We start from the raw sequence: 24,563 nt of genomic DNA, 5'->3' as shown, positions 1-24,563 counted from the left end.
AGCAGGGGCCTGCCGGCTCGCGTGCCCCACGACCTCGTGGGCAGGCAAGTTCGTCACGGCGACTCCCTCTCTCCGGTCGCCCCGGTGATCAACAAAACCGGTGCGACGCAGTGCAGCATACGTGTTGTTACCGCTAAGTAGGTAGTGGTTCCGGGGTTGCGCAGACGCGACGCTCGCGGTCGTCACCCATGACGTCGCTTCAGATGACAGACTTGCAACGGTTCGATTCGGGCGAGGAGAGGCGGGTCGCGGGTGAGCGCCGGAACGGAGACGCAAGCAGGGGTCGGCGGGCTGCTCACGCGGGCCGCGGCCACGTGGCCGGACCACCCGGCCGTGCGCGAGACCGGCACCGGGCGCGGCCTGAGCTACCGGGAGCTGGCTGCGGCCGCCCAGGTCCAGGCGGGGCGGCTGGCGGCGGCCGGCGTCGAGCCGGGGGACCGGGTCGGGCTGCGGCTGCCGACGTCAGTGGACTTCGCGGTGGCCTTCTTCGGCGCGCTGCGGGCGGGGGCCGTCGTCGTGCCGCTGTCGCCGCAGGTGCCCGGGCCGGAACTGGGGAAGCTGCTGGCGCACAGCGGGACGAAGGTCGTCGTCCAGCGCGACGCGGACGACGAGCTGCCGGACGGCGTGAGCGGTGTCACGCCGCCGGATACCCCGGACGGAGTAGTCGAATCCGTCGAATCCGGCCGCGCCGGGGAGGACATCGCGGTCATTTCGTACACCTCCGGCACCACCGGCCCGCCGCGCGGGGTGATGCTGTCGCACCGCGCGCTGCTGGCGAACCTCGAGCAGATCAGCGCGGTCGAAGGCGTCCTCGAACACGACGACCGCGTGCTGATCACCATCCCGCTCTTCCACGTCTACGGCCTCGGGCCCGGCCTGCTGCAGGCCGTCGCCACCGGCGCGACCGCGATCCTCTCCGAGCGGTTCGAAGCCCAGCGCACGCTGGACGACTGCGCCGAACACGGCGTCACGTCGATCACCGGCGTCCCGACGATGTACGGCGAGTTCGCCGCGCTCGGCGCCGACGAGCTCCGCCGCGGGCTGGCCACCGTGCGGCGGATGACGTCGGGCGCCGCGCCGCTGCACCCGAAGGTGCTGACCGCCATCCGCGAGGCCACCGGCCTCGACGTCTATGAGGGCTACGGCCTCACCGAATGCGCGCCGGTCGTGACGTCGACGCTGGTCACCGGCTACCCGAAGCCCGGCTCGGTCGGCCGCCCGCTGCCCGGGATCGAGCTGCGGCTGGTCGACAGCGACGGCACCGACCAGGCCGTGCCGCTCGACCCGGACGACGTCGGCGACGTCTTCGAGGCCGTCGGCGAGACCGGGCTGGTGTCGATCCGCGGCGCCAACCTCTTCTCCGGCTACTGGCCCGACGGCGACCACGGGCCCGACGCCGAGGGCTGGTTCCGCACCGGCGACGTCGGCTACCTCGACACCGACGGCGACCTGCACCTGGTCGACCGGGCCAACGACCTGATCATCGTCAACGGCTTCAACGTCTTCCCGCGCGAGGTCGAGGAGGTCATCGGGCAGCTGCCGGAGGTGGCCGAGGCCGCCGTCGTGGGGGTCGTGGACGAGCGCAGCGGCGAAGCGGTGAAGGCGTTCGTCGTCCCGGCGGCCGGCGCGGCGCTGTCCGAGCAACAGGTCGTCGGCCACTGCGCGGCCCACTTGGCCGGGTACAAGGTGCCGCACCTGGTCGAGTTCGCCGAGTCGCTGCCGCACTCGGCCACCGGCAAGCTGCGCCGCGTGCGGCTGCGGTAGGAAGGACGCCATGGCGCACGAAGTGACGGTCATGGGCCGGGACGGCTGCCACCTCTGCGAGGTCGCGGAGACCGAGGTCGCCCGGATCTGCGGCGAGCTGGGCGTTCCGTGGAAGGCCGAGGACGTCGACACCGACCCGGAGTGGCGCGCGGAGTACGGCGACCGCGTCCCGGTGATCCTGGTCGACGGCGCCGAGCACGGCTACTGGCGCGTCGAAGAGGACCGGCTCCGGCGGGCTCTGCAGCCGTAACACGTCCGTAAGCCACATCGGGCAGCCACTTCACGCGCTCGCTCCGAAGATGGAGGCGTGAGCACTCTGCAGGAAGCCCCGCCCGAAGCACCCCGGCGGCTTTCGCTGCCCGTCGCGACCCTCATCGGACTGCTCGCGCTGGCCGCGGCCCTCGGCGTCGGGCACCTCGTCGCCGGCTTCGTCGGGTACACGGCGTCGCCGTTCATCGCGGTGGCCAACTACGTCATCGACCACAGCCCGACCGCGATCGTGAAGTGGGCCGAACGGACGCTGGGCACCTGGGACAAGCCGGTGCTGAAGCTCGGGCTGGCCGTGGTGCTGGTCCTGTTCGCGCTGCTGGCCGGGCAGCTTTCGCGCCGGACGCCCCGGGCCGGGCAGGTGCTGGTCTTCCTGCTCGGCGCGGCCGGGATCGCGGCGGTGTACGCGCGCAGCGACCTCGGGCAGATTTCGCTGCTCGCGCCGGTCGCCGCCCTGGTCGCCGGGCTCGCGGTGTTCAGCTGGCTGCACCGGCTCGCGCTGCCGCCGGACGCGGTGCACGACCGGGGCTTCGACCGGCGGAAGTTCCTGCGCGCCGGGGTCGGTGTGGTCGCGGGCTCGGGCGTCGCGGCCGTCGTCGGGCAGGTCGCCGGGACCAGCGCGGACGCCGAGGACTCGCGGGCCGCCGTCGGGCCGCTCGTCCCCGCCCGCACCGCGCCGCCGTTGCCCGCGGACGCCGACTTCGCCAAGCTCGGCTCGCCGCCGTTCATCACGCCGAGCGCGGACTTCTACCGCATCGACACCGCCTTGGTCGTGCCGCAGCTGCGCACCGAGGACTGGAGCCTGAAGATCCACGGGATGGTGGACCGCGAGGTGACGTTCTCCTACGCCGACATCCGCAACCGGCCGCTGGTCGAGCGCCGGGTGACGCTGACGTGTGTGTCCAACGAGGTCGGCGGCCCGCTGATCTCGAACGCGACCTGGCTCGGCGTCGACCTGGTCGACCTGCTCGACGAAGCCGGCGTGCAGGCGGGCGCGCAGCAGATGTTCGCCACCAGCGTCGACGGCTGGACGTGCGGCACCCCGGTGGAGGTCGCGCTGGACCGGACCCGCGGCGCGATGCTGGCGATCGGGATGAACGGCCAGCCGCTGCCGGTCGAGCACGGCTTCCCGGCGCGGATCGTCATCCCCGGCCTGTACGGCTACGTGTCCGCGACGAAGTGGGTCCAGTCCCTGGAATTCACCCGGTGGGACGACCGGCAGGCGTACTGGCTCAGCCGGGGGTGGGCGGAGCAGGCGCCGATCAAGACCGAATCGCGGATCGACACGCCACGCGGGTTCTCGAGCGTCACGGCGGGCAAGGTCCGGCTGGCCGGCACGGCGTGGGCGCAGCACACCGGCATCGCCAAGGTCGAGGTCCGGCTGGACCAGGGCGAATGGCGGGAAGCCACGCTGTCGACCGAGGTGAGCAAGGACACCTGGCGGATGTGGTGGATCGAGCTCGACGTGCCGAAGGGCACGCACCAGGCGTCCGTGCGGGCGACCGACCAGGACGGCTACACGCAGACGGAAAACCGCGCCGACCCGGTCCCGGACGGCGCCACCGGCTGGCATTCGGTGACCCTCGACGCCCACTGACGGCCCGCCGCGGCGATCGGCCCGCCGGTGCCGCTCACAGCGTCCGGCCGCCCGTTCGCCGCGTCGCGAGCGGAGCCGCCGACCGGCGCTCGCGCGCCTGGCTGTCGGCGCCGGGGCCGGAAGTGCCTGGCGGACAAGGATTCTGACGCGGTGTCATGATCGTGCGGCCGCCGGAACCGCCTCCGACCTGTGACTTTGTGCGTGCGTTCACAAGTGGTCTACCGTAGGGCCATCGCCCCCGGGCGTCCGGCATCGAACCGGACACCGAGACCTGGGTCAAGACACAGTTCGGTACGGCCGTGGCGATGGCCGCCGGGTGCACAGCGGGCAGGAGACGACGGCGTGGTGACACAGCGGGGGAGGCGCGACGCGGCGGACTCCCCGGGCCGGGCGCCGCGACGGCCCCGCCGTCCGGCCACGCCGGACGCCGACAACGCCCCGACCGCCGAAATGCCCGCGGTGCCCGCCGGCGAGCCCGGCCGCAACGGGGACGCCCCCGAGGCCGTCCGGGCGAAGTCCATTCCCGAAGCCGCGGTCGCCCGGCTCGCCGTCTATCTGCGCGTGTTGTCTGGAATGTCCGAACAGGGCGCGACGACTGTTTCGAGCGAAGAGCTGTCGCAAGCCGCTGGAGTGAATTCCGCCAAACTGCGCAAAGACCTCTCCTACCTGGGCTCCTACGGCACCCGCGGAGTCGGCTACGAGGTCGGTGTCCTGGTCAGTCAGATCGAGCGCATCCTCGGCCTGACCCGGCAGCACAAGGTCGCCGTGGTCGGGATCGGCAACCTGGGCCACGCGCTGGCCAACTACGGCGGCTTCCCGGGACGCGGTTTCCCGGTCGAGGCGCTGTTCGACCTGGACCCGGACCTGATCGGCGTGCCGGTCGGCGGGCTGCCGGTGTCGCACATGGACGACATCCCCCGGATCTGCGCCGAACGGGGGATTTCGATCGGCGTGATCGCCACCCCGCCGACTGCCGCGCAATCGGTGTGCGACCGCCTGGTCGCGGGCGGTGTCCAGTGCATCCTCAACTTCGCACCCGTCGTGTTGCAGGTTCCGGCTCACATTGAGGTCCGGAAAGTGGATTTGGCCGTGGAGCTGCAGATACTCTCGTTCCATGTGGCCCGCCGAGCGGACGACGCCGCCGGGAATCAGGGCAATTCCGGAATACCGGGTGCGGTGACGCCCTCCGAGAACGGGAACGGCAGGCGGAACGGCACGGGCCCGGACGGCGGACGGGGAATGGTGGTGCGCTCATGAGCGTCTTGGCGGTCGGTCTTTCGCATCGGAGTGCGGAGCTGAGCACGCTCGAGCGCGTGGCGGTGCCCGCGCCCGAGGTCGGCAAGGTCCTGGACGAACTGCAGCAGGCCGAGCACGTCAGTGAGGTCATGCTCGTCTCGACCTGCAACCGGATCGAGGTCTACGCGGTCGTCGAGACCTTCCACGGCGGCCTCAACGACGTCTCCGAGGTGCTCGCCCGCCAGGCCGGGATGGAACCCGCCGAGCTCTACGACAGCCTGTACGTGCACTACGCCGGCGCCGCCGTCGAGCACCTCTTCTCGGTCACCTCGGGCCTGGACTCGATGGTCGTCGGCGAGACGCAGATCCTCGGCCAGATCCGGTCCGCCTACGCCACCGCCCGCGAAGCCGGCACGGTCGGCCGCACGTTGCACGAGCTGATCCAGACCACGCTGCGCGTCGGCAAGCGCGTGCACACCGAGACCGGGCTCGACACCCTCGGCGCGTCCGTCGTCTCCGAAGCCCTCGCCGCGGCCGGCGACGTCACCGGCAAGCACGCCGTCATCGTCGGCGCCGGCTCGATGGGCGCGCTGAGCGCGTCGCAGCTGCGCAAGGCCGGGATCGGCGAGATCACCGTGGCCAACCGCACCGACGCCCGCGCCCGCCGGCTCGCCGCGAACGTCACCGAGCAGGGCGTGCCGGCCCGCGCGATCCCGCTGGCGGGCGTCGCCGATGCGGTGCGGGACGCCGACATCGTGATCTGCTGCACCGGCGCGCAGGACGCCGTCTTCGCGCCCGGGCACGTGCTGCCCCGCGGCGGCCGCGCCCTGGTCGTCTGCGACCTGGGCCTGCCCCGCGACGTCGACCCCGAGGTCGGCGAGCTGGCGGACGTCCGGGTCGTCGACCTGGCCACCATCCAGCGCCGGATGCGCGAAGCCGGGACCCCGACCACCGAGCGCCAGACCGCCAAGGCGACCGGGATCGTCCTCGACGAGGTGCGCGACTACCTCGCCGGGCAGCGCAGCGCCGAAGTGACGCCGACGGTGACCGCATTGCGCCGCCGCGCGGCCGAGGTCGTCGACGCCGAGCTGCTGCGGCTGGACAACCGCCTGCCCGAGCTCGACGCCGGGGTCCGCGAGGAGGTCGGCCGCACGGTCCGCCGGGTGGTCGACAAGCTGCTGCACGCGCCGACGGTGCGGGTCAAGCAGCTGGCCGCCGAGACGGCCGAGACCGACTACGCGAACGCGTTGCGCGAACTGTTCTGCCTCGACCCGCAGGCGCCCGCCGCGGTGGCGAGCCCGAAGCCCCCCTCAGAGAAGAAGTAGTGGTGACCAGAGTCATTCGCATGGGCACGCGCGGTTCGAAGCTCGCGCTCACCCAGACCGGGACCGTCGCCGACGCCCTGCGCGCCACCGGCGTCGAGGTCGAGATCGTCAAGGTGACCACGCCCGGCGACAAGTCGCTGGCGCCGATCGCGACCATCGGCGTCGGCGTGTTCACCTCCGCGCTGCGCGAAGCCTTGCTGCGCAACGAAGTCGACGTCATCGTCCACTCCTACAAGGACCTGCCGACGGCCCCGGAACCCGGCATCACACTGGCCGCGGTGCCGCCGCGCGAGGACCCGCGGGACGCGTTGATCGCGCGTGACGGGCTCACGCTGGGTGAACTGCCGCCGGGTTCGACGGTGGGCACGGGGGCCGCCCGGCGCACCGCGCAGCTGCGCGCGCTGGGTCTCGGTTTGGAAATCGTGCCGATTCGCGGCAATATCGACACCCGCATGCGCAAGGTGACCGACGGCGAGCTCGATGCCGTGGTGCTGGCGCGTGCCGGACTGGCCAGGGTCGGACTGGTCGAGGCGATCACCGAGACCCTCGACCCGATCCAGATGCTGCCCGCGCCCGCCCAGGGCGCGCTGGCGGTGGAGTGCCGGACCGCCGACGTGGAACTGGAGCAGCTGCTGCGGTCCACTTTGGACGACGAGGGCACGCGGGCCGCGGTGACGGCCGAGCGGGCCCTGCTGGCCGCGCTCGAGGCGGGGTGCAGTGCGCCGGTGGGCGCGCTCGCCGAGATCGTCGAAGATCTCGACGCCGAGGGCAAGGTCGTGGAACGGATCTCGCTGCGCGGCACCGCCGCGGCCGAGGGCGAGAACGGCGCGGTGGACATGGTCCGGGCCTCCGCGCTGGCCGACAAGGACCAGGCCGCCCAGCTGGGCAAGGACCTGGCCGCCGAGCTGCTGGACCTGGGAGCCGGAGCCTTCTCCGGACCCGCTCAGTAGCGCTCTCGCGAGCGCTTTCAAGACGTAGGAGACCTGCGGCCACGCGATCGGGCACGGCCGCCGCAAGAGGAGAAACGCACAGATGACCCCCGCGCGAAAGACCACCGGGCGCGTAGCGTTCGTGGGCTCCGGCCCCGGCGACGCCGGCCTGCTCACGGTCCGTGCCCAGGAGCTGCTGACCAAGGCCGAGGTCGTGGTGACCGACCCCGACGTGCCGCAGGCCGTGCTGGCCATGGCCGCCGAGGGCGCCGAAGTCCGGCCCGCCGTCGGCGAGGCCGCCGAGGTCGCCAAGGACCTGACCACCGAGGCGAAGGCCGGCCGGCTGGTGCTGCGCCTGGTCGCGGGCGACCCGCTGACCACCCCGGCCGTGGTGGCCGAGGTCCAGGCGGTTGCCCGCACGAGCGCCGTGTTCGACGTCATCCCGGGTGTCTCCCCGGCCGCGGCCGTCCCGGCGTACGCGGGCGTCGCGCTGGGCGGCACGCACACCGAGGTCGACGTCCGCGGCGACGTCGACTGGGCGGCCCTGGCCGCCGCGCCCGGCCCGCTGGTGCTGCACGCGACGTCGGCGCACCTGGCCGAAGCCGCGTCGGCGCTGACCGGCAACGGCGTCCCGGCCTCGACCCCGGTCGCGGTCACCGCGAACGGCACCATCAACACCCAGCGCACCCTCGACACCACGCTCGAGAAGCTGGCCAACGACGCCGGCGAGCTCGTCGGGCCGCTGATCGTCACGATCGGCCAGGCCGCGGGGCACCGCTCGAAGCTGTCGTGGTGGGAGTCGCGCGCGCTCTACGGCTGGAAGGTCCTGGTGCCGCGCACCAAGGAGCAGGCCGGCGAGATGGCCGAGCGCCTGCGCGGCCACGGCGCGACGTCGCACGAGGTGCCGACCATCTCGGTCGAGCCGCCCCGCAGCCCGGCGCAGATGGAGCGTTCGGTCAAGGGCCTGGTCGACGGCCGCTACCAGTGGATCGTCTTCACCTCCACCAACGCGGTCCGCGCGGTGTGGGAGAAGTTCGAGGAGTTCGGCCTCGACGCTCGCGCGTTCTCCGGCGTGAAGATCGCCTGTGTGGGTGAATCGACCGCGGCGAAGGTGCGCTCGTTCGGCATCATCCCGGAGCTGATCCCCTCGGGCGAGCAGTCCTCGGAGGGCCTGCTGGCCGAGTTCCCGCCGTACGACGACGTGCTGGACCCGGTCGACCGCGTGCTGCTCCCGCGGGCCGACATCGCCACCGAGACGCTGTCGGCGGGCCTGCGCGAGCGCGGCTGGGAGATCGACGACGTGACGGCCTACCGGACCGTCCGGGCGGCCCCGCCGCCCGCCGAGACCCGCGAGATGATCAAGACCGGCGGCTTCGACGCGGTCTGCTTCACCTCGTCCTCGACCGTGCGCAACCTGGTCGGCATCGCCGGCAAGCCGCACACCCGCACGCTGGTCGCGTGCATCGGCCCGAAGACCGCCGAGACCGCGGTGGAGTTCGGGCTCCGGGTCGACGTCCAGCCGGAGAAGGCCGACGTCCCGCACCTGGTGGACGCGCTGGCCGAGCACGCGGCCCGGCTGCGGGCGGAAGGTGCGCTGCCGCCGCCGCGGAAGGCGAAGCGGGCCCGCCGCTCCTGAGGTTTTCCACGTCGAAGGCCGCCCCGGTTCGCCGGGGCGGCCTTCACGGCGTTTCGGCGGTGATCCAGACAAGGCGCGGACGGACGTGCGGGCTGGTGCGGAATCCGCGCAGGGCGTGTTCGGGGCTGGACAGGCTCATGCGGAGCCGGCCTTCGACGCCGATGACGTCGGCCCGGTCCTCGAACGCCAGCCCCCAGCCCGCGATCCTCGCGTCCACTCGCTCGCCGTATTCCTGGACGACGGCGAACAAGCGGGGCGCTTCGGCGCGGGCCATCTCGGTGACCAGCGCGGAAAACTCCGGTTCGCCGCACAACGGCGGAAGCGCTGACGGATCGTCGATGGTGGCGGGCGGAGTGAGCGGTGTCATGCACCGAGGCTAGAGTGTTGAGTGAAAATTTTGAATTAACACACGGTCATTCGATCGAGTGAACCGCGGTGTTCACGGCCGCGATGGCGGATTCGGCGGCGGATTTTGTCGGGGGTGCCCGGCACACTGTGCCTGCTCATTGACCGAGGAGGGGGAGCAGCGTGGTCGAGACGGCAAGCCCGACCGTGTGGCGGCGCTGGCTGGCGTTCGAGCTGGTCCGGCTCCGCAAGGAGGCCGGGCTGGAGCAGAAGGACGTGGCGAAGGCGCTGCGCTGCACGGTCGCCAAGGTGTCGTACTACGAGACCGCGGAACGGCCGGTGGTCCTGCGCGATCTCGACGAGGTCCTGCTGCCGTTGTTCAAGGTGCCGAAGAGCCAGTGGCCGGACTACCTCGACGCGGCGCGGCACTCCCGGACCAAGGGCTGGTGGGAGAGCTACAGCTCCGAGACGGTGCCGAGCTGGTTCTCGCTCTACCTCGGCCTGGAGCAGGGTGCGAACCAGGTGCAGACCTACGAGGCGCAGGCCGTGCCGGGACTGCTGCAGACCAGTGAGTACGTGCAGGCATTGCTTCGTCGCGACACGGCTGAACGTACCGATCAGGAAATCGACCGGATGGCTTCAGTACGGCTTGCTCGGCGAGCTGTCCTGCAACGCGAGCCAGATCCGTTGCGGTTGTGGGCGGTGCTGGACGAGGCTGTCCTTCGTCGGCTGGTCGGCGGCCGTGAGGTCATGCGCGGGCAGCTGGAGCACCTGGTGACGATGGCCGGCAAACCGAAGGTCACCATTCAAGTCCTGCCGTTCGAGCGAGGTGCTCATCCTGGCGTGATGGGCCCGTTCACGGTGATATCTTTTCCCTGGCCAGGCGATCCTGGCGTCGCGTATGTGGAGCACCGGGCCGGAGGGTTCTACCTCGAGCAGTCTCACGAGCTCGAAGCGCACAAGGTGGCGTTCGCGCACCTCAGCGCGCTGGCTTTGACCCCGGACGAGTCGGTCGCCTTCATCGAGCGGTTAGCGGAGGAGTATCGATGAGCTTCGAGGGCCTTGTCGGCGCGGTGTGGCGCAAGTCGAGCTTCAGTGGCACCAACGGCGGCAACTGTGTCGAGGTCGCGTCGCTGCGGGATGGTTCGGTGGCCGTGCGCAACAGCAAGGCGCCGGAGGCGGGCACGGTGTTCTTCACCCGCGAGGAAATGGCCGCCTGGGTGAAGGGCTGCCGCGCGGGGGAGTTCGACGACCTGACCTGACGGCGAAGCCGCCCACCGACCGGAAGCGGCCGCTCAGCACCCTTGCGGAACTCCGGCAAAAGCCGCGGGAGTAACTTGGTAAGGGTGTTCCCCGAGCATCGTCCCCGCAGGCTTCGCACCACCCCGGCCATGCGCAGGCTGGTGGGCGAAACGACGCTGCGGCCACGCCAGCTGATCCTCCCGATGTTCGTCGCCGAAGGGCTCGATCAGCCGCGGCCGATCGCGAGCATGCCCGGCGTCGTCCAGCACACCCGTGACACGCTGCGGAAGGCCGCCGTCGACGCGGTCAACGCCGGTGTCGGCGGGCTCATGCTGTTCGGCATCCCCGCCACGCGGGACGCCGAGGGCTCCGGGGCCGTCGACGAAAAGGGCATCCTCAACGTCGCCCTGCGCGATCTGCGCCAGGAGCTCGGCGACGCCACCGTGCTGATGGCCGACACCTGCCTCGACGAGTTCACCGACCACGGCCACTGCGGCGTCCTCGACGCCGACGGCGGCGTCGACAACGACGCCACCCTGCGCATCTACGCGCAGATGGCCATCGCGCAGGTCGAAGCCGGGGCGCACGTGCTCGGGCCGTCCGGGATGATGGACGGCCAGATCGGCGTCATCCGCCGGGCGCTCGACGAGGTCGGGCACAAGGAGGCGGCGATCCTCGCCTACTCCGCGAAGTACGCCAGCGCGTTCTACGGCCCCTTCCGGGAGGCCGTCGACTCGCAGCTCAAGGGCGACCGCAAGACCTACCAGCAGGACCCGGGCAACGGCCGCGAGGCGCTGCGCGAGATCGAGCTGGACCTCGCCGAGGGCGCGGACATGATCATGGTCAAGCCCGCGCTGGCCTACCTGGACGTCATCAAGGCGGCCGCGGACATCTCCCCGGTGCCGGTGGCGGCGTACAACATCTCGGGCGAGTACGCGATGGTCGAAGCCGCTGCGGCGAACGGCTGGCTCGAGCGCGAGCGGACCGTCCTCGAAGTGCTGACGTCGATCCGCCGCGCGGGCGCCGACATGATCCTCACCTACTGGGCCGCGGAGGCCGCTGCCTGGCTGGACTGAGGTTAGAGTCTGCGCGTGGAAGACAAAGAGGACCTCACCGGTCTGACCGACGACGAACGGCGCAAGCTCGGCCGGTCACCCGATCCGGTGCTGCCCGGCGCGCAAGCCCCGAAGGCCAAGCCGCCGCGTCCGGTGGCCGTGTCGTTCTGGCTGTGGCTCGCCGGCGGTGTGGTGCTGATCCTCGGGAGCGTCCAGCTGCTGGCCGGCAAGTCCGTGGTCATCGACCGGTACGTCAAGGGGACGACCGACCCGAAGATCACGCCGCAGATGATCGCGGACGGCGTCACGGCGATGCTGTGGTTCCTCCTCGTCGGGTCGGTGGTGTTCGCCCTGCTGTTCCTGCTCTTCGCCTACAAGGCCCGCGAAGGCACCCGCTCGGCCCGGACGGTGCTCACCGTCCTGCCGATCGTGATGGTGCTGCTGCTGTTCACCTTCGCGCCGGCCCTGCCGTACCTGACGCTCGTCGCGGTGCTGCTGTTCGTCATCGCGCTGGTGCTGCTGTACCTGCCGTCGGTGGCGGGCTACTTCCCCAAGGTCGGCAAGAAGCCGTGAGGCTCTACGCCGAGTCCGGCGTGAGCTGGGCGGCGATCGGCTGGGGCCCGGTGTTCGCGGTGGTGGGCGCGCTCGCCGAGCTCGTCACCGGCGGGCCGGTGCACGTCGTGGGCTGGCTGCTGGTCGGGCTCGGGCTGTGCGTGATCACGATGCCGTGGGTGTACGCGCGCCGCCGGTTCCTGTCGCTGGAGGTGACGACCGAGCAGCTGCGCCAGGGCCGGGAGAAGGTGCCGGCCGCGCAGATCGCCGACGTGACGGACGTCGGGACGCCGGTCGGCGCGCGCGTGCTCGGGGGCGGCTGGTCGGTGCCGCGGAAGTACGACTCGCTGCCGGTGAAGCTCGCCGACGGCACGGTCGTGCTCGCCTGGGCGAAGGACGTCGAGGCCCTGCGGGACGCGCTGGACCGGCTCGTCCGGGCGACCGGTGGCCAAGCATGAGAAAATCGCCGGTGTGATCGACCTTCCGCAGCCCACCGGGGCCGAGCTCTGGCCGCCGGAAGAACCCGGCCCGCGTGCGCGGCTGCACAAACCGTGGCGGACGCTCGTCGCCGTCGTGGAGGTGCTGCTCGCCGGGCTCGCCGGCTGGGCCGCCTACGCGTGCTGGCACAGCAGCGTCGCCACCGTCGTCACGCGGACCGAAGACGGCGCCGTGCTCGAGTCGCACCGGTACTTCGGCGGGCTGCTCGCCGCGGCCATCGGGCTCGGCACCGTGGCCGCGTTGCTGCTGGTCGACGCGGTGCGTCAGCTGTTGCTCGCGATCCGTGCGCGCAGCGCCAAGCCGCGGGGCTGATACACAGCTGACGCACAGGGAACCAACAGTCAATTACTAAGCACCGGCACCATGGTTGCCGCATGACGCGCGTGCGTGCCTCGAAGGCATGGGTGATCAACGGTGCTCTGGTCGTGCTGCTGGCCGGCGCGGGATTCGGGATATACCAGGCATTCAGCCCGGCCCCGAGCTCGGCGCAGGCCCAGAGCCGCAGCACCCCGGTCCGCCGGGCGACGGTCACCGAGACGGTCTCCGCCGCCGGCACCCTCGCCAGCAGCTACACCGGCGCGGCGAACTTCGCGACGGCCGGCAAGGTCACCTCGATCGACGTGAAGGTCGGTGACGTCGTCAGCGCCGGGCAGAAGCTCGCCACCGTCGACGGCACGCAGGCAGCGAAGCAGCTTCAGGTCGCGAAGGCGAACCTCGCGGTCGCGCAGGACAACCTGGACACCGCCGAGACGGCCGAGGCCAGCCCGGCCACCGGGCAGAACGGCCAGAACGCCCAGACGAGCGCGGCCAACACCGTCACTTCGGCGCAGGCGAAGCTCGACCAGGCGCAGCTCGACGTCCAGACCGCGCAGCAGGCGCTCGACAACACGGTCCTGTACGCGCCGGGCGCCGGTACGGTCACCGCGATCAACGGCGCGGTCGGGCAGCAGTCCTCGAGCGGCTCGTCCGCCAGTTCGCAGGCGTCCACCGGCAGCGGCCAGGGCGGCCAGGGTTCGGCCAACTCCAGTGCCGCCGCGTCGAGCAGCAGCAGCTCCGGCAGCGGGTTCATCACCATCACGAACATGACCGGCCTGGTCGTCAACACCTCCGTCGCGGAGATCGACGTCAGCAAGGTCAAGGCGGGCCAGAAGGCCACGGTGACGCTCAACGCGCTGCCGGACAAGCCGGTCCAGGCCACCGTGTCGAGCGTCAACCTCACCCCGACCACGAGCGGCAGCGTCGTCTCCTACGGCGCCCAGCTGGCCCTGACCAGCCCGCCGGACGGGCTGCGGCCCGGCCAGTCGGCGAGCGTCGTGATCACCGTCGCCGAGGCGGACAACGCGCTGAGCGTGCCGGCCGCGGCGGTGCAGACCGCGGGCGGCACCAACCTCGTCACCGTGAAGGAGAACGGCCAGAACGTGACGCGCCAGGTGCAGGTCGGCCTTCGCGGCGAGTCGACGGTCCAGATCACCTCCGGGCTCACCGAGGGTGAGAACGTCGTGCTCACCGCGACGGCGGCGACCGGCTCCACCGGCGGGAACGGCCGCACGGGCGGCACCGGCGGGTTCCCTGGCGGGGGCACCGGCGGGTTCCCGGGCGGCGGCCAGCGCGGCACGGGCACCGGCGCCGGCGGCGGCTTCGGCGGGCGCGGATGAACCCGGTGATCGCGGTCTCCGGGCTGCGCAAGACCTACGGGTCCGGCGAGACGGCGGTGCACGCGCTGCGCGGCGTCGACCTCACCGTGTGGCCCGGCGAGTACGTCGCGATCATGGGCGCGTCCGGCTCGGGGAAGTCGACGCTGCTGAACATGCTCGGCTGCCTGGACGTGCCGACGTCCGGCCGGTACCTGCTGGACGGGTTCGGTGTCGGGAAGCTGAACGAACGGCAGCTGGCGTTGCTGCGCAACCGGAAGATCGGGTTCATTTTCCAGTCCTTCAACCTGGTGCCCCGGACGTCCGCGTTGTCCAATGTGGAGCTTCCGCTGGTCTACAGTGGACTGCGGCGGGCCGAGCGGCGCCGTCGCGCGCTCGCCGCTCTGGAGATGGTGGGGCTGTCCGACCGGGCCAAGCACCTGCCCAGCGAGCTCTCCGGCGGCCAGATCCAGCGCGTCGCGGTGGCGCGGGCGCTGGTCACCGGCCCGGCGATGCTGCTGGCCGACGAACCGACCGGCAACCTCGACCGGCGCAGCACCGAGGACGTCCTCGGCGTGTTCGACCGGCTCAACTCCCTCGGCCGCACCATCGTCGTCATCACGCACGAGGACGAGGTCGCCGCACACGCGCATCGCGTGGTCCGCGTCGACGACGGCCTGATCGTGTCGGACGAGGTCACGCGCGCGGTGGGGGCGGTCTCGTGAACCTGCTCGAAATCCTGCGGTTCGCCGTCCGCGGCCTGACCGCGAACAAGCTGCGCTCGGCGCTCACGACCCTCGGCATCACCATCGGCGTCGCCGCGGTGATCCTGCTGGTCGCGGTGGGCAACGGCGCGTCGGCGGCCATCGCGGCCAGCATCCAGGGCCTCGGCACCAACGTCGTCAACGTCTCCCCGGCGCGCGGCGGCGGGCAGGGCGCGACGGCCCGGCCGCTGACCGTCCAGGACGCGCACGCCCTGGTCGACCCGGTCGGCGCCCCGGACGTCAAGGCCGCGTCGCCGGTGGTGAACACGACGGCGACCGCGACCTACGGGCAGACGTCGTACGACATCTCCAGCGTCGCCGGCACCGAGCCGGCGTACTTCACCACGACCAACCGCGAACTCGCCCAGGGGCAGCTGTTCACCAGCGAAGACGTCACGGCCGCGCGGAAGGTCGTCGTGCTCGGCCCGACGACGGCGGAGTCGATCTTCGGCACCGCCACCGACCCGGTCGGCAAGAACGTGCTGCTGAACAGCATCCAGTTCACCGTGATCGGGGTCCTGCAGGCCAAGGGCAGCACCGGGCTGCAGAACGCCGACGACGTCGCCATCGCGCCGATCTCGGCCGTGCAGAACTCGCTGGCCGGGTACGGCAGCCTCAACCAGATCGCCGTCCAGGCCACCAGCGCCGACTCCGTCTCGCTGGCCCAGTCGGAGATCACCGCGATCCTCAACGCCCGCCACGGCATCCGGCTCGGCGGCACCCCGGACTACCAGGTCCAGAACTCGGAGCAGCTGCTCGCGACCCGGACGTCGGCGACCCAGACGTTCACCGTGCTGCTGGCGGCGGTCGCGGCGATCTCGCTGCTGGTCGGTGGCATCGGCGTCACGAACATCATGCTGGTGACGGTGACCGAGCGGATCCGCGAAATCGGCATCCGCAAGGCGATCGGCGCCCCGCGTTCGGCCATCCTCGGCCAGTTCCTCGCCGAGGCGACCATGCTCAGCCTGTTCGGCGGGCTGCTCGGCGTCGCGATCGGGCTGGTCGGCAGCCGGTTCACCATCTCCGGGATCAAGCCCGTCGTGGTGCCGTCCTCGATCCTGCTCGCCTTCGCGGTGTCCGCCCTGATCGGGCTGTTCTTCGGCAGCTTCCCGGCGAACCGGGCCGCCAAGCTGAGGCCCATCGACGCCCTGCGTCACGAATAAGGAGTCCTGATGTCTTCGTCCACCGAACCGGCACTTTCACGTGAAAGTGCCGCCGCGGAGGAGATCGTGGCCAGCCCGGCCGTCGATGGCGACCTGAATGCGGAGATGCGCCGGGCCGCGAAGCCGTTTTCGCGCACCACGGTGGTGCTCGCCGGGCTCGTCGTGCTCGCGATCGCGTTCGGCGGTGGTGCCTGGACCCACGCGGCGTTCGGCTCCTCGACCCCGACGACGCCCGCTCGCCAGGCCGCCGGCAACCAGGGGGGACCGCAAGCGGGCACCGGGCAGCAGGGTGGCGGGTTCCGCGGGGGCCGCGGCACCACGGGCACGATCGACCACATCGACGGCACCACGGTGTACGTGAAGACCGCGCAGGGCACCGACGTCAAGGTGTCCACATCGGACTCGACCACGGTCGGGGTGACGCAGGCCGGCAAGCTGGCGGACCTCAAGCCGGGGGCGACGGTGGTCGTCCAGGGCCAGGCGGGCGACGACGGCACCGTGGCCGCGCAGGCCATCACCCAGCAGGCCGCGCGCTAGTTCAGCACCAGGACCGCGGTGTTGAGGGCCGTCGCGTAGAGGAGCCAGCCCAGGTAGGGCACCAGGAGCGCGGCGGCGGCCTTCGACCGGCGGCCGAAGAGGACGATCGTCACGACCACGGTGACGTCCAGCAGCAGGATGTCGGCCAGCGCGAGCCCGGCGGCGCCGCCCTCGAAGAACAGCGGCGTCCAGAGCAGGTTGAACAGCAGGCCGACGCCGTACGCGGCGAACCCGCGGGTCTCGCCGTCGGTGCGCCAGTACAGCCAGCCGGCCACCGCGATCATGACGTACAACACGGTCCACACCGGACCGAACAGGGCCGCGGGCGGCGCCCACGGCGGCTGCTCGAGCTGCGCGTAGACCTCCTTCGCCCGCGTCGCGGCCAGGCCACCGACCACGGCCACCACGGCGACGACACCCAGGAACCCGGCCAGCACGAGCCACGGGTTGCGGTGCGGCACGCGTTCGGTCACCGGCTGTTCCCCTCCCGGGCGGCTGCCCATCATCCTAGGTGGGTTTGCCACACTGGGCAGGTGAGCACTGGAACCGAGCAGTCCAAGGCATGGTTCGACCGCGCGAAGACGGCCATCCCGGGCGGGGTGAACTCGCCGGTCCGGGCGTTCAACTCGGTCGGCGGCACCCCGCGGTTCATGGTCCGCGGCGAGGGCCCGCACCTGTGGGACGCCGACGGCAACCGCTACGTCGACCTGGTCTCGTCCTGGGGCCCGATGATCCTGGGCCACGCGCACCCGGCGGTCGTCGAGGCGGCCCGCGCGGCGGCGACGTCCGGGCTCTCGTTCGGCACGCCGACGATCGGCGAGGTCGAGCTGGCCGAGGAGATCATCAACCGCGTCGGGCCGGTCGAGCAGGTCCGGCTGGTCAACTCGGGCACCGAGGCCACGATGAGCGCGATCCGGCTGGCCAGGGGGTTCACCGGCCGGACGAAGATCGTGAAGTTCGCCGGGTGTTACCACGGTCACGTCGACGCGCTGCTCGCGCAGGCCGGCTCCGGCGTCGCGACGCTGGGGCTGCCGACGTCGCCGGGCGTCACCGGCGCCCAGGCCGCGGACACGCTGGTGCTGCCCTACAACGACCTCGACGCGGTCCGCAAGTCCTTTGTGGACAACCCGGGCGAGATCGCCGCGGTGATCACCGAGGCCGCGGCCGGGAACATGGGCGCGGTCGCGCCGGATGACGGCTTCAACGCGGGGCTGCGTGAGCTCGCCCACGAGCACGGCGCGCTGCTGATCATGGACGAGGTGATGACCGGGTTCCGCGTCTCGCACGCGGGCTGGTTCGGCCTCGAAGGCGTGGCCGGCGACCTCTACACGTTCGGCAAGGTGATGTCCGGCGGCCTGCCGGCGGCGGCCTTCGGCGGTCGCGCCGACGTGATGGCCAAGCTGGCCCCGGGCGGCCCGGTCTACCAGGCCGGGACGCTGTCCGGGAACCCGGTGGCGGTGGCCGCGGGCCTCGCGACGCTGCGCGCGGCCGACCACGCCGTGTACGCGGCGCTGGACGCCAACGCGAAGCGCCTCGGCAACCTCTTCCGCATCGCTCTGAGCGAAGCGGGGGTCGCGCACAACGTCCAGTACGCGGGCAACCTGGTGAGCGTGTTCTTCGGTGAGACGCCGGTCCGCGACTACGCGGGCGCGCAGGCGTCGGAGACGTGGCGCTTCCCGCCGTTCTTCCACGCGTTGCTCGACGGAGGCGTGTACGCGCCCCCGAGCGCGTACGAGGCGTGGTTCGTCAACGCGGCGATGGACGACGAAGCGTTCGCGGTGATCGAAGCGGCTCTGCCCGCGGCGGCGCGCGCGGCGGCTGGGGCCGTCCAGTGACCACCGTCGTCCACATGCTGCGTCACGGCGAAGTGCACAACCCGGCGAAGATCCTGTACGGCCGTCTGCCGGGTTACCGGCTCTCGGAGCGCGGGCAGCGGCAGGCGCTGACGGTCGCCGAAGCCGTCGCGGGGCACGACCTCGTGCACGTCGTCGCGTCGCCGCTGCAGCGGGCGCAGGAGACGGCGGCCCCGATCGCCGCCGCCCACCGGCTCGACATCGCGACCGATTCCGGGCTGATCGAGGCGGGCAACCAGTTCGAGGGCCTGCACGTGGCGGTCGGCGACGGCGCGCTGCGGGAGCCGAAGCACTGGCCGAAGCTGGTGAACCCGTTCAAGCCGTCGTGGGGCGAGCCGTACATCGAGATCGCCCACCGGATGCTGGGCGCGGTCCACCGGGCGCGCGAGGCGGCTGTCGGTCATGAAGCTCTGTGCGTGTCCCACCAGCTGCCGATCTGGACGTTGCGGCGGTTCCTCGAGGGCAAGCGCCTATGGCACGACCCGCGCCGCCGCCAGTGCTCGCTGGCGTCCCTGACGTCGCTGGTCTTCGACGGCGACGAGCTGCGCGAGATCGTCTACAGCGAGCCCGCGGGCGCGACCGACCCGAAGGTCACCGGGGCATGAAACGGCTGGTCGTGGGCCTGGTCGCGGCGCTCGCCCTGGCGGGGTGCAGCGCGGGCAAGGACGCGGTGGTCCAGGGCAGCAGCTTCAGTTTCGTCTCCCCGGGCGGCAAGATCGACATCACGTACGACGCGGCCGACCGGCAGACGGCCCCGGTCCTGGCCGGCGAGGACCTGATGAACGAGGGCAAGCAGCTCTCGCTGGCGGACTTCCCGGGCAAGGTCGTGGTGCTCAACCTGTGGGGCCAGTGGTGCGGCCCGTGCCGCACGGAGGCCCCGGAGATGGAGACGGTGGCCAAGCAGGGCGTCCAGGTGGTGGGCATCGACGTCCGCGACCCGGCCCGCGAGGTGGCCCAGGACTTCGTCCGCGACCGGCAGCTGACGTACCCGTCGATCTACGACCCGGACGGCCGGGTCCTCCTGAAGCTGAGCGGCTACCCGCGGAACATCATCCCGTCGACGATCATCCTGGACAAGCAGCATCGGGTGGCGGCGGTGTTCCTGCGGCCGGTGCTGGCCCAGGACCTGCTGCCGGTGGCCCAGCGGCTGACTGCGGAAGCCTGACGCCGAGGTTTCTGCCGCGGCTGGGTCGTGAGTGGTACGGCTGGTCAGAACCCGCCGTACCACTCACGACATCCCGGTGACCGGCCGGGACCTAGGTCCCGACCTGCTGTGACCGACGTCCTGTGAAGCGGCCCCGGCGTTCTCACCAGGACCTCACTGCCTACCCTCAACGGAGTGAACTCCGTGACCGAGCTGGCGATCTCCGGACCGCTGCTGCTCGCTGCCGGGGTCGCTCTGCTCGCCGGGGCCATCTCCTTCGCCTCGCCCTGCGTCGTGCCGCTCGTGCCGGGGTACCTCGCCTACCTTGCCGCGCTCGTCGGGGCCGATGCGCCCGCCGTCAGCGCCGATGAAGAGCGCAAGAACGGGCGGTGGGCCGTTGTCGGGGCCGCGCTTCTCTTCGTGCTCGGGTTCACCGTCGTCTTCGTCGCCACCCTGGGCACCCTCGTCTGGCTGGCCGCCACGCTCACCCTCAACCAGGACCTCCTGCAGCGCTTCGGCGGGGTCCTGACCATCGCCATGGCGTTCGTCTTCCTCGGCTGGATCCCCGGCCTGCAGCGCGACGTCCGCTCGCACCACGTGCCGCGCGGCGGGATCTGGAGCGCTCCGCTGCTCGGGGCCATCTTCGGGCTCGGCTGGACGCCGTGCATCGGCCCGACGCTGTCCGCCGTCATGACGCTGGCCAGCGCCACCGGCGGGGCCGCGGCACGCGGGTACCTGCTGATCGCCGTCTACTGCCTCGGGCTCGGGCTGCCGTTCCTGCTCATCGCGCTCGGCGCGCGGTGGGCCGTGCGCGCCACCGACTGGGTGCGCCGGCACGGCCGTCAGGTGCAGATCTTCGGCGGCGTGCTGCTGCTGATCGTCGGGATCCTGCTGGTCACCGGCGTCTGGGGGGACCTGATGGGCTGGCTCCGCAACGAATTCGCCCTCGACCTGAGGCTGCCGCTGTGACGACCACGGAAGCACCCCCCAAGACCCCGCAACCCCCGACGTCCGCGAGGCGCACCTTCGCCTTCCTGCGCAACACCTGGCGCGGCCTGACGTCGATGCGGACCGCGCTCGTCCTGCTCTTCCTCCTCGCCCTGGCCGCCCTGCCGGGTGCGCTGCTGCCGCAGCGGAAGCTCAACGCGCCCAAGGTCGACGACTACATCGCCGCCCACGGCTGGTGGGGGACGCTGCTCGACAAGCTCGAGTTCTACGACGTCTACTCCAGCATCTGGTTCTCGGCGATCTACCTGCTGCTGATGGTCTCGCTCGTCGGGTGCCTCACCCCGCGCAGCTTCGAGTACGTCAAGGCGATGCGCGCCAAGCCCGTGCTGACCCCGCGCAACCTGGCCCGGATGCCGCACTACCGGCTCGGCCGCGGCAAGGCTGACGTGTCAGACGCTGCCGCCGAGATCGCCGCCGTCCACAAGCAGCTCTCCGGCTGGCGGCGGGTCGAGCGCGAAGAGGACGGCGGCGTCCGCACGATCTCCGCCGAGCGCGGCTTCCTGCGCGAGACCGGCAACCTGCTCTTCCACTTCAGCATGCTCGGCCTGATCGTCTTCTTCGCCCTCGGCAAGCTCTACGGCTACGAGGGCCAGGTCATCGTCCAGGCCGACGGCGACAGCTTCTGCAACGCCGGCATCTACAACTACGACTCGTTCAACGCGGGCCTGCGCGTCGACGGCACCGACCTGAACCCGTTCTGCGTGAAGGTCAACGACTTCACCGCGCGCTACACCGCGTCGGGCCAGCCCGACTACTACCACTCGAACATCGAGTACCAGTCCGGCCAGGACCTGGAGACGGGCACCTGGCGGCCGTACGGCCTCGAGGTCAACTCGCCGCTGCGGACCGCCGGCGACCGCGTCTACTTGCTCGGGCACGGCTACTCGCCGAAGTTCACCGTCACCTTCCCGGACGGCACGCAGCGCACCCAGAACACCCAGTGGCGCACGGTCGACCCGAGCACGATGCTCGCCGAGGGCGCCACGAAGTTCGACCAGCCCGGCATCACCGACGAGGTCCAGCGGCGGACCCGGCAGCTGGCCATCACCGGCCTGTTCGCCCCGACGGCGTTCCTGCACGGCAACGTCCTGACGTCGTCGGCGCCCGAGGCGAACGACCCCGCCGTCGCCGTCGACGTCCTGCGCGGCGACCTCGGTCTCGACGCCGGGCGCGGCCAGTCCGTCTTCTCGGTCGACCAGTCGCTCGTCGACGACGGCAGGCTGAAGAAGGTCGCCCGCCAGAACCTGAAGGTCGGCCAGGAGCTCAAGCTCGACGACGGCACGAGGGTCCGCTTCGACGGCGTCGGCCAGTGGGTCTCGCTGCAGGTCTCCCACGACCCGACGCAGGGCTTCGTGCTCGGCTTCGCCATCGCGATGTTCGTCGGGCTGGGCGCGTCCCTGCTGGTCAAGCGGCGCCGGCTGTGGGTGCGGGTGAAACCGGGGACCGAAGACCAGCCGGGTACCGTGATCGAGGTCGCCGGGCTGGCGCGCACCGACCAGGCCGGGTACGGCGAAGAGTTCCACCGGGTCAGTGAACGCCTGATCAGTGGGCAGAAGGGCTGAGGCATGCCGATCGACGAGACGCTGTCCACCTACAGCGACTGGCTCTACACCACCGCCGCGGCGATCTACGTCGTCGCGCTGATGTTCACCCTGGTCGAGCAGGGCTTCGGCGCCAAGGGGCGGCTCGCCACCGAGCGCGCCAAGCTGCGGGCGCGGGAGCTCGTCGGGGCCGGCGGGCCGCCGGTCGAGGACGTCCCGGCCGCGCGGCGCGAGGTCGGCCGCCCGGAGCGGATCGGCCGGATGGGCGCGTCGCTGCTCGTGCTCGGCGCGCTGCTGCAGCTGACGGCGATCGTGCTGCGCGGGCTCGCCGTGCACCGCGCGCCGTGGGGCAACATGTACGAGTACGGCATGGCGGTCACCTTCATCGCGGTGGTCACCTGGATCGTCGTGATGTGGAAGTTCCCGGTCCGCCACCTCACCGGCTTCCTGCTGCTGCCCGTCGTGATCCTGATGTTCATCAACGGGACGCTGCTGTACACGACCGCGGCGCCGGTGCAGCCCGCGCTGCAGTCGTACTGGCTGGTCATCCACGTCTCGGCGGCCATCATCGGCTCCGGCGTCTTCCTCGTGCCGGGCGTCGCCAGCGTGCTCTACCTGTTCCGCGCGGCCCACGAGAAGGACGCCACGAAGTTCGCCCGGTTCGCCTCGAAGCTGCCGGCGGCCGAGGTCCTCGACCGGATCGCCTACCGGACCACCATCTTCGCCTTCCCGGTGTTCACCTTCGGCGTGCTCTGCGGCGCGGTCTGGGCCGAGTCGGCGTGGGGCCGGTTCTGGGGCTGGGACCCCAAGGAGACCTGCGCGTTCATCGCCTGGGTCGTCTACGCGGCCTACCTGCACTCGCGCGCGACCGCGGGCTGGCGCGGCGCCCGGGCGGCGGTCATCAACATCGTCGGGTTCGCCGCGATGATCTTCAACCTGTTCTTCGTGAACCTCGTCTCCGTCGGCCTGCACTCCTACGCCGGGGTGGGCTGAGCATCCCGCGCGTCCGCCGACTACCGTCGACACGGGGGACTGAAGTGTCAGGCGGAGCGCGCGGAGGTTTTCACCGGTGACCGGACCCAGCGAAGAATCGGCTCCTGGCCACCCCGAACAGGCCGCTGCGCCGCCGCAGCCGAGCCTGTTCGCCGACGACCGGACGGATTCACACCCGCACCCCGAGACGTCGGGGGCGTTCGACGTGCAGCCGACGCAGGCGGTGGCGCCGCCCAACCCGGCGGTTTCGGGCCCGCACCAGGTGCCCAACCCCGCCGTGTCGGGGCCGCACCAGGTGCCCTACGGCTACGACCAGAACCTGCCGCCGCTGCAGCCGCAGTACGACCCGGCCCGGCAGTACGCCCAGGCCCAGTACCCGCAGCAACAGCAGCAGGCGTCCGGCCTGCCGCAGCCCCAGGGCGGCCGCCACGCGGCGCCGCAGCAGCCGGGGCACGGGCACGACCTGTCGACCGCGCACCTGGTCAAGCAGACCAAGCGGCCCCCGCAGTCCGGCTGGCGCAAGGCGCTCTACGTCGGCACCGGGAAGCTGGTCAACCCGGGGGAGAGCCCGGCGGACACCCGGCGCCGCGAGCTCATCGCGCGCGTCAACCAGCCGCTGCGCGGGTGCTACAAGATCGCGATGCTGTCGCTGAAGGGCGGCGTCGGCAAGACCACGGTGACGACCACGCTGGGCTCGACGTTCGCGTCCCTGCGCGGTGACCGCGTCGTCGCCGTCGACGCCAACCCGGACCGCGGCACGCTGTCGCAGAAGATCCCGCTGGAGACGACCGCGACGGTCCGCCACCTGCTGCGCGATGCCGCCCGCATCACGCGCTACAGCGACGTCCGGTCCTACACGTCCCAGGGCTCGAGCCGGCTGGAGATTCTGGCCAGCGAGCAGGACCCGGCCGTGTCGGAGGCGTTCTCCGAGGACGACTACCGGCGCACGGTCAACCTGCTGGAGCACTTCTACAACATCGTGCTCACCGACTGCGGGACCGGCCTGATGCACTCGGCGATGAAGGGCGTCCTGGACGTCGCGGACGCGCTGGTCGTGGTCTCGTCCGGCTCGGTCGACGGCGCCCGCAGCGCCTCGGCGACGCTGGACTGGCTCGAAGCCCACGGCTACGGCGAGCTGGTCAAGCGCTCGGTGGCGGTGATCAACTCGGTCCGGCCCAAGGGCGGCTCGGTCGACCTCGACAAGCTGTCGGCGCACTTCGGCGCGAAGGTCCGGGCGGTCTGCAAGGTGCCGTTCGACCCGCACCTGGAGGAAGGCGCCGAGATCGAGCTGGACCGCCTGTCCGGCGACACCCGCCTGGCCCTGCTGGAACTGGCCGCCACGGTCGCCGACGGCTTCGCCACCCCGCTCTCGCAGGGCTACCGCTGACCGGGTCGTGGGGGGGGGGGGGGGGGGTGACAGGGCCACACACCACCCCCCCCCCCCCGGGGGGGAGGCGGGGGGGGGGGGGGTGCGGGGGGCGGC

The 24,563-nt window shown here is 71.7% G+C and carries 26 protein-coding genes; 24 read left to right on the top strand and 2 right to left on the bottom strand.

Annotated elements, in window-relative coordinates; translation table 11 throughout:
* The first annotated feature begins 252 nt into the window (after window positions 1-252).
* The 7 genes from AB0M93_RS46750 (at window position 253) to AB0M93_RS46720 (ending at window position 8,754) form a co-directional block, all read left to right on the top strand.
* Complete coding sequence (locus AB0M93_RS46750) at window positions 253-1,764, top strand: long-chain fatty acid--CoA ligase (RefSeq protein WP_364287337.1); 1,512 nt, start codon at window positions 253-255, stop codon at window positions 1,762-1,764.
* A gap of 10 nt (window positions 1,765-1,774) precedes the next feature.
* Window positions 1,775-2,014 carry a glutaredoxin family protein gene (locus tag AB0M93_RS46745; protein ID WP_364287334.1) on the top strand — a complete coding sequence of 80 codons (240 nt, stop codon included), beginning with the start codon at window positions 1,775-1,777 and terminating at the stop codon, window positions 2,012-2,014.
* A gap of 57 nt (window positions 2,015-2,071) precedes the next feature.
* The gene (locus AB0M93_RS46740; RefSeq protein WP_364287331.1) at window positions 2,072-3,628 is read left to right on the top strand and encodes a molybdopterin-dependent oxidoreductase; all 1,557 of its coding nucleotides are present in this window, start codon (window positions 2,072-2,074) and stop codon (window positions 3,626-3,628) included.
* A gap of 342 nt (window positions 3,629-3,970) precedes the next feature.
* Complete coding sequence (locus AB0M93_RS46735; RefSeq protein WP_364287328.1) at window positions 3,971-4,885, top strand: redox-sensing transcriptional repressor Rex; 915 nt, start codon at window positions 3,971-3,973, stop codon at window positions 4,883-4,885.
* Entirely contained in the window at window positions 4,882-6,189 is a 1,308-nt protein-coding gene (locus AB0M93_RS46730) for a glutamyl-tRNA reductase (protein WP_364287325.1), read from the top strand. Before AB0M93_RS46735 ends, AB0M93_RS46730 begins: the two co-directional genes overlap by 4 nt.
* A 20-nt stretch (window positions 6,190-6,209) precedes the next feature.
* Window positions 6,210-7,139, top strand: a complete 930-nt coding sequence (gene hemC, locus AB0M93_RS46725) for a hydroxymethylbilane synthase (RefSeq protein ID WP_364287457.1) — start codon at window positions 6,210-6,212, stop codon at window positions 7,137-7,139.
* An 82-nt stretch (window positions 7,140-7,221) separates the two neighbouring features.
* Window positions 7,222-8,754, top strand: a complete 1,533-nt coding sequence (locus tag AB0M93_RS46720; RefSeq protein WP_364287322.1) for a bifunctional uroporphyrinogen-III C-methyltransferase/uroporphyrinogen-III synthase — start codon at window positions 7,222-7,224, stop codon at window positions 8,752-8,754.
* 43 nt (window positions 8,755-8,797) lie between these two features.
* Here the strand turns inward: AB0M93_RS46720 and AB0M93_RS46715 are convergent, their stop codons facing one another.
* Window positions 8,798-9,121 carry a hypothetical protein gene (locus AB0M93_RS46715; RefSeq protein WP_364287319.1) on the bottom strand — a complete coding sequence of 108 codons (324 nt, stop codon included), beginning with the start codon at window positions 9,119-9,121 and terminating at the stop codon, window positions 8,798-8,800.
* Window positions 9,122-9,282: 161 nt separating this feature from the next.
* On the opposite strand from AB0M93_RS46715, the gene AB0M93_RS46710 reads away from it, so the two are divergent.
* From AB0M93_RS46710 to AB0M93_RS46665, 10 genes are all read left to right on the top strand, one after another.
* Entirely contained in the window at window positions 9,283-10,149 is an 867-nt protein-coding gene (locus AB0M93_RS46710; RefSeq protein WP_364287316.1) for a helix-turn-helix transcriptional regulator, read from the top strand.
* Window positions 10,146-10,361: a DUF397 domain-containing protein gene (locus AB0M93_RS46705; RefSeq protein ID WP_364287313.1), complete on the top strand. Its 216-nt coding sequence runs from the start codon at window positions 10,146-10,148 to the stop codon at window positions 10,359-10,361. The genes AB0M93_RS46710 and AB0M93_RS46705 overlap by 4 nt, the downstream gene beginning before the upstream one ends.
* An 84-nt stretch (window positions 10,362-10,445) precedes the next feature.
* Window positions 10,446-11,417: a porphobilinogen synthase gene (hemB, locus tag AB0M93_RS46700; protein WP_364287310.1), complete on the top strand. Its 972-nt coding sequence runs from the start codon at window positions 10,446-10,448 to the stop codon at window positions 11,415-11,417.
* 15 nt (window positions 11,418-11,432) lie between these two features.
* Window positions 11,433-11,969 (top strand): hypothetical protein, encoded by a 537-nt coding sequence (locus AB0M93_RS46695; protein WP_364287307.1) that lies wholly within the window; start codon window positions 11,433-11,435, stop codon window positions 11,967-11,969.
* Complete coding sequence (locus AB0M93_RS46690) at window positions 11,966-12,406, top strand: hypothetical protein (RefSeq protein ID WP_364287304.1); 441 nt, start codon at window positions 11,966-11,968, stop codon at window positions 12,404-12,406. The genes AB0M93_RS46695 and AB0M93_RS46690 overlap by 4 nt, the downstream gene beginning before the upstream one ends.
* A 13-nt stretch (window positions 12,407-12,419) precedes the next feature.
* A complete protein-coding gene (locus AB0M93_RS46685) occupies window positions 12,420-12,758 on the top strand; it encodes a hypothetical protein (protein WP_364287301.1) in 339 nt (112 codons plus the stop codon).
* Window positions 12,759-12,820: 62 nt separating this feature from the next.
* On the top strand, window positions 12,821-14,101 hold the full coding sequence (locus tag AB0M93_RS46680; RefSeq protein ID WP_364287298.1) for an HlyD family efflux transporter periplasmic adaptor subunit: 1,281 nt from the start codon (window positions 12,821-12,823) through the stop codon (window positions 14,099-14,101).
* Entirely contained in the window at window positions 14,098-14,802 is a 705-nt protein-coding gene (locus AB0M93_RS46675; RefSeq protein ID WP_364287295.1) for an ABC transporter ATP-binding protein, read from the top strand. The genes AB0M93_RS46680 and AB0M93_RS46675 overlap by 4 nt, the downstream gene beginning before the upstream one ends.
* Window positions 14,799-16,004 carry an ABC transporter permease gene (locus AB0M93_RS46670; RefSeq protein ID WP_364287292.1) on the top strand — a complete coding sequence of 402 codons (1,206 nt, stop codon included), beginning with the start codon at window positions 14,799-14,801 and terminating at the stop codon, window positions 16,002-16,004. The genes AB0M93_RS46675 and AB0M93_RS46670 overlap by 4 nt, the downstream gene beginning before the upstream one ends.
* A gap of 9 nt (window positions 16,005-16,013) precedes the next feature.
* The gene (locus AB0M93_RS46665) at window positions 16,014-16,541 is read left to right on the top strand and encodes a hypothetical protein (protein ID WP_364287289.1); all 528 of its coding nucleotides are present in this window, start codon (window positions 16,014-16,016) and stop codon (window positions 16,539-16,541) included.
* Here AB0M93_RS46665 and AB0M93_RS46660 read toward each other — a convergent pair.
* Window positions 16,538-17,014: a TspO/MBR family protein gene (locus AB0M93_RS46660; RefSeq protein WP_364287286.1), complete on the bottom strand. Its 477-nt coding sequence runs from the start codon at window positions 17,012-17,014 to the stop codon at window positions 16,538-16,540. The two genes, AB0M93_RS46665 and AB0M93_RS46660, sit on opposite strands and share 4 nt — an antisense overlap.
* A 60-nt stretch (window positions 17,015-17,074) precedes the next feature.
* Here AB0M93_RS46660 and hemL point away from each other — a divergent pair, with 60 nt between their 5' ends.
* The 7 genes from hemL to AB0M93_RS46625 all read left to right on the top strand — a co-directional run bounded on the left by hemL (window position 17,075) and on the right by AB0M93_RS46625 (window position 24,467).
* Entirely contained in the window at window positions 17,075-18,376 is a 1,302-nt protein-coding gene (gene hemL / locus AB0M93_RS46655) for a glutamate-1-semialdehyde 2,1-aminomutase (RefSeq protein WP_364287283.1), read from the top strand.
* A complete protein-coding gene (locus tag AB0M93_RS46650) occupies window positions 18,373-18,999 on the top strand; it encodes a histidine phosphatase family protein (RefSeq protein WP_364287280.1) in 627 nt (208 codons plus the stop codon). Before hemL ends, AB0M93_RS46650 begins: the two co-directional genes overlap by 4 nt.
* Window positions 18,996-19,559 (top strand): redoxin domain-containing protein, encoded by a 564-nt coding sequence (locus AB0M93_RS46645; protein WP_364287277.1) that lies wholly within the window; start codon window positions 18,996-18,998, stop codon window positions 19,557-19,559. The genes AB0M93_RS46650 and AB0M93_RS46645 overlap by 4 nt, the downstream gene beginning before the upstream one ends.
* Window positions 19,560-19,733: 174 nt before the next feature.
* A complete protein-coding gene (locus AB0M93_RS46640; protein ID WP_364287274.1) occupies window positions 19,734-20,507 on the top strand; it encodes a cytochrome c biogenesis CcdA family protein in 774 nt (257 codons plus the stop codon).
* Entirely contained in the window at window positions 20,504-22,108 is a 1,605-nt protein-coding gene (locus tag AB0M93_RS46635; RefSeq protein ID WP_364287271.1) for a cytochrome c biogenesis protein ResB, read from the top strand. The genes AB0M93_RS46640 and AB0M93_RS46635 overlap by 4 nt, the downstream gene beginning before the upstream one ends.
* Window positions 22,109-22,111: 3 nt before the next feature.
* The gene (ccsB, locus tag AB0M93_RS46630) at window positions 22,112-23,080 is read left to right on the top strand and encodes a c-type cytochrome biogenesis protein CcsB (protein WP_364287268.1); all 969 of its coding nucleotides are present in this window, start codon (window positions 22,112-22,114) and stop codon (window positions 23,078-23,080) included.
* A 76-nt stretch (window positions 23,081-23,156) separates the two neighbouring features.
* Window positions 23,157-24,467 carry a MinD/ParA family protein gene (locus tag AB0M93_RS46625; RefSeq protein WP_364287265.1) on the top strand — a complete coding sequence of 437 codons (1,311 nt, stop codon included), beginning with the start codon at window positions 23,157-23,159 and terminating at the stop codon, window positions 24,465-24,467.
* Window positions 24,468-24,563 lie beyond the last annotated feature (96 nt).

The organism is Amycolatopsis sp. NPDC051102, assembly GCF_040682815.1.
GTDB lineage: Bacteria > Actinomycetota > Actinomycetes > Mycobacteriales > Pseudonocardiaceae > Amycolatopsis.
The sequence above is the reverse complement of the archived record's forward strand: the minus strand, read 5'-3'. Positions and strand labels throughout refer to the sequence as shown.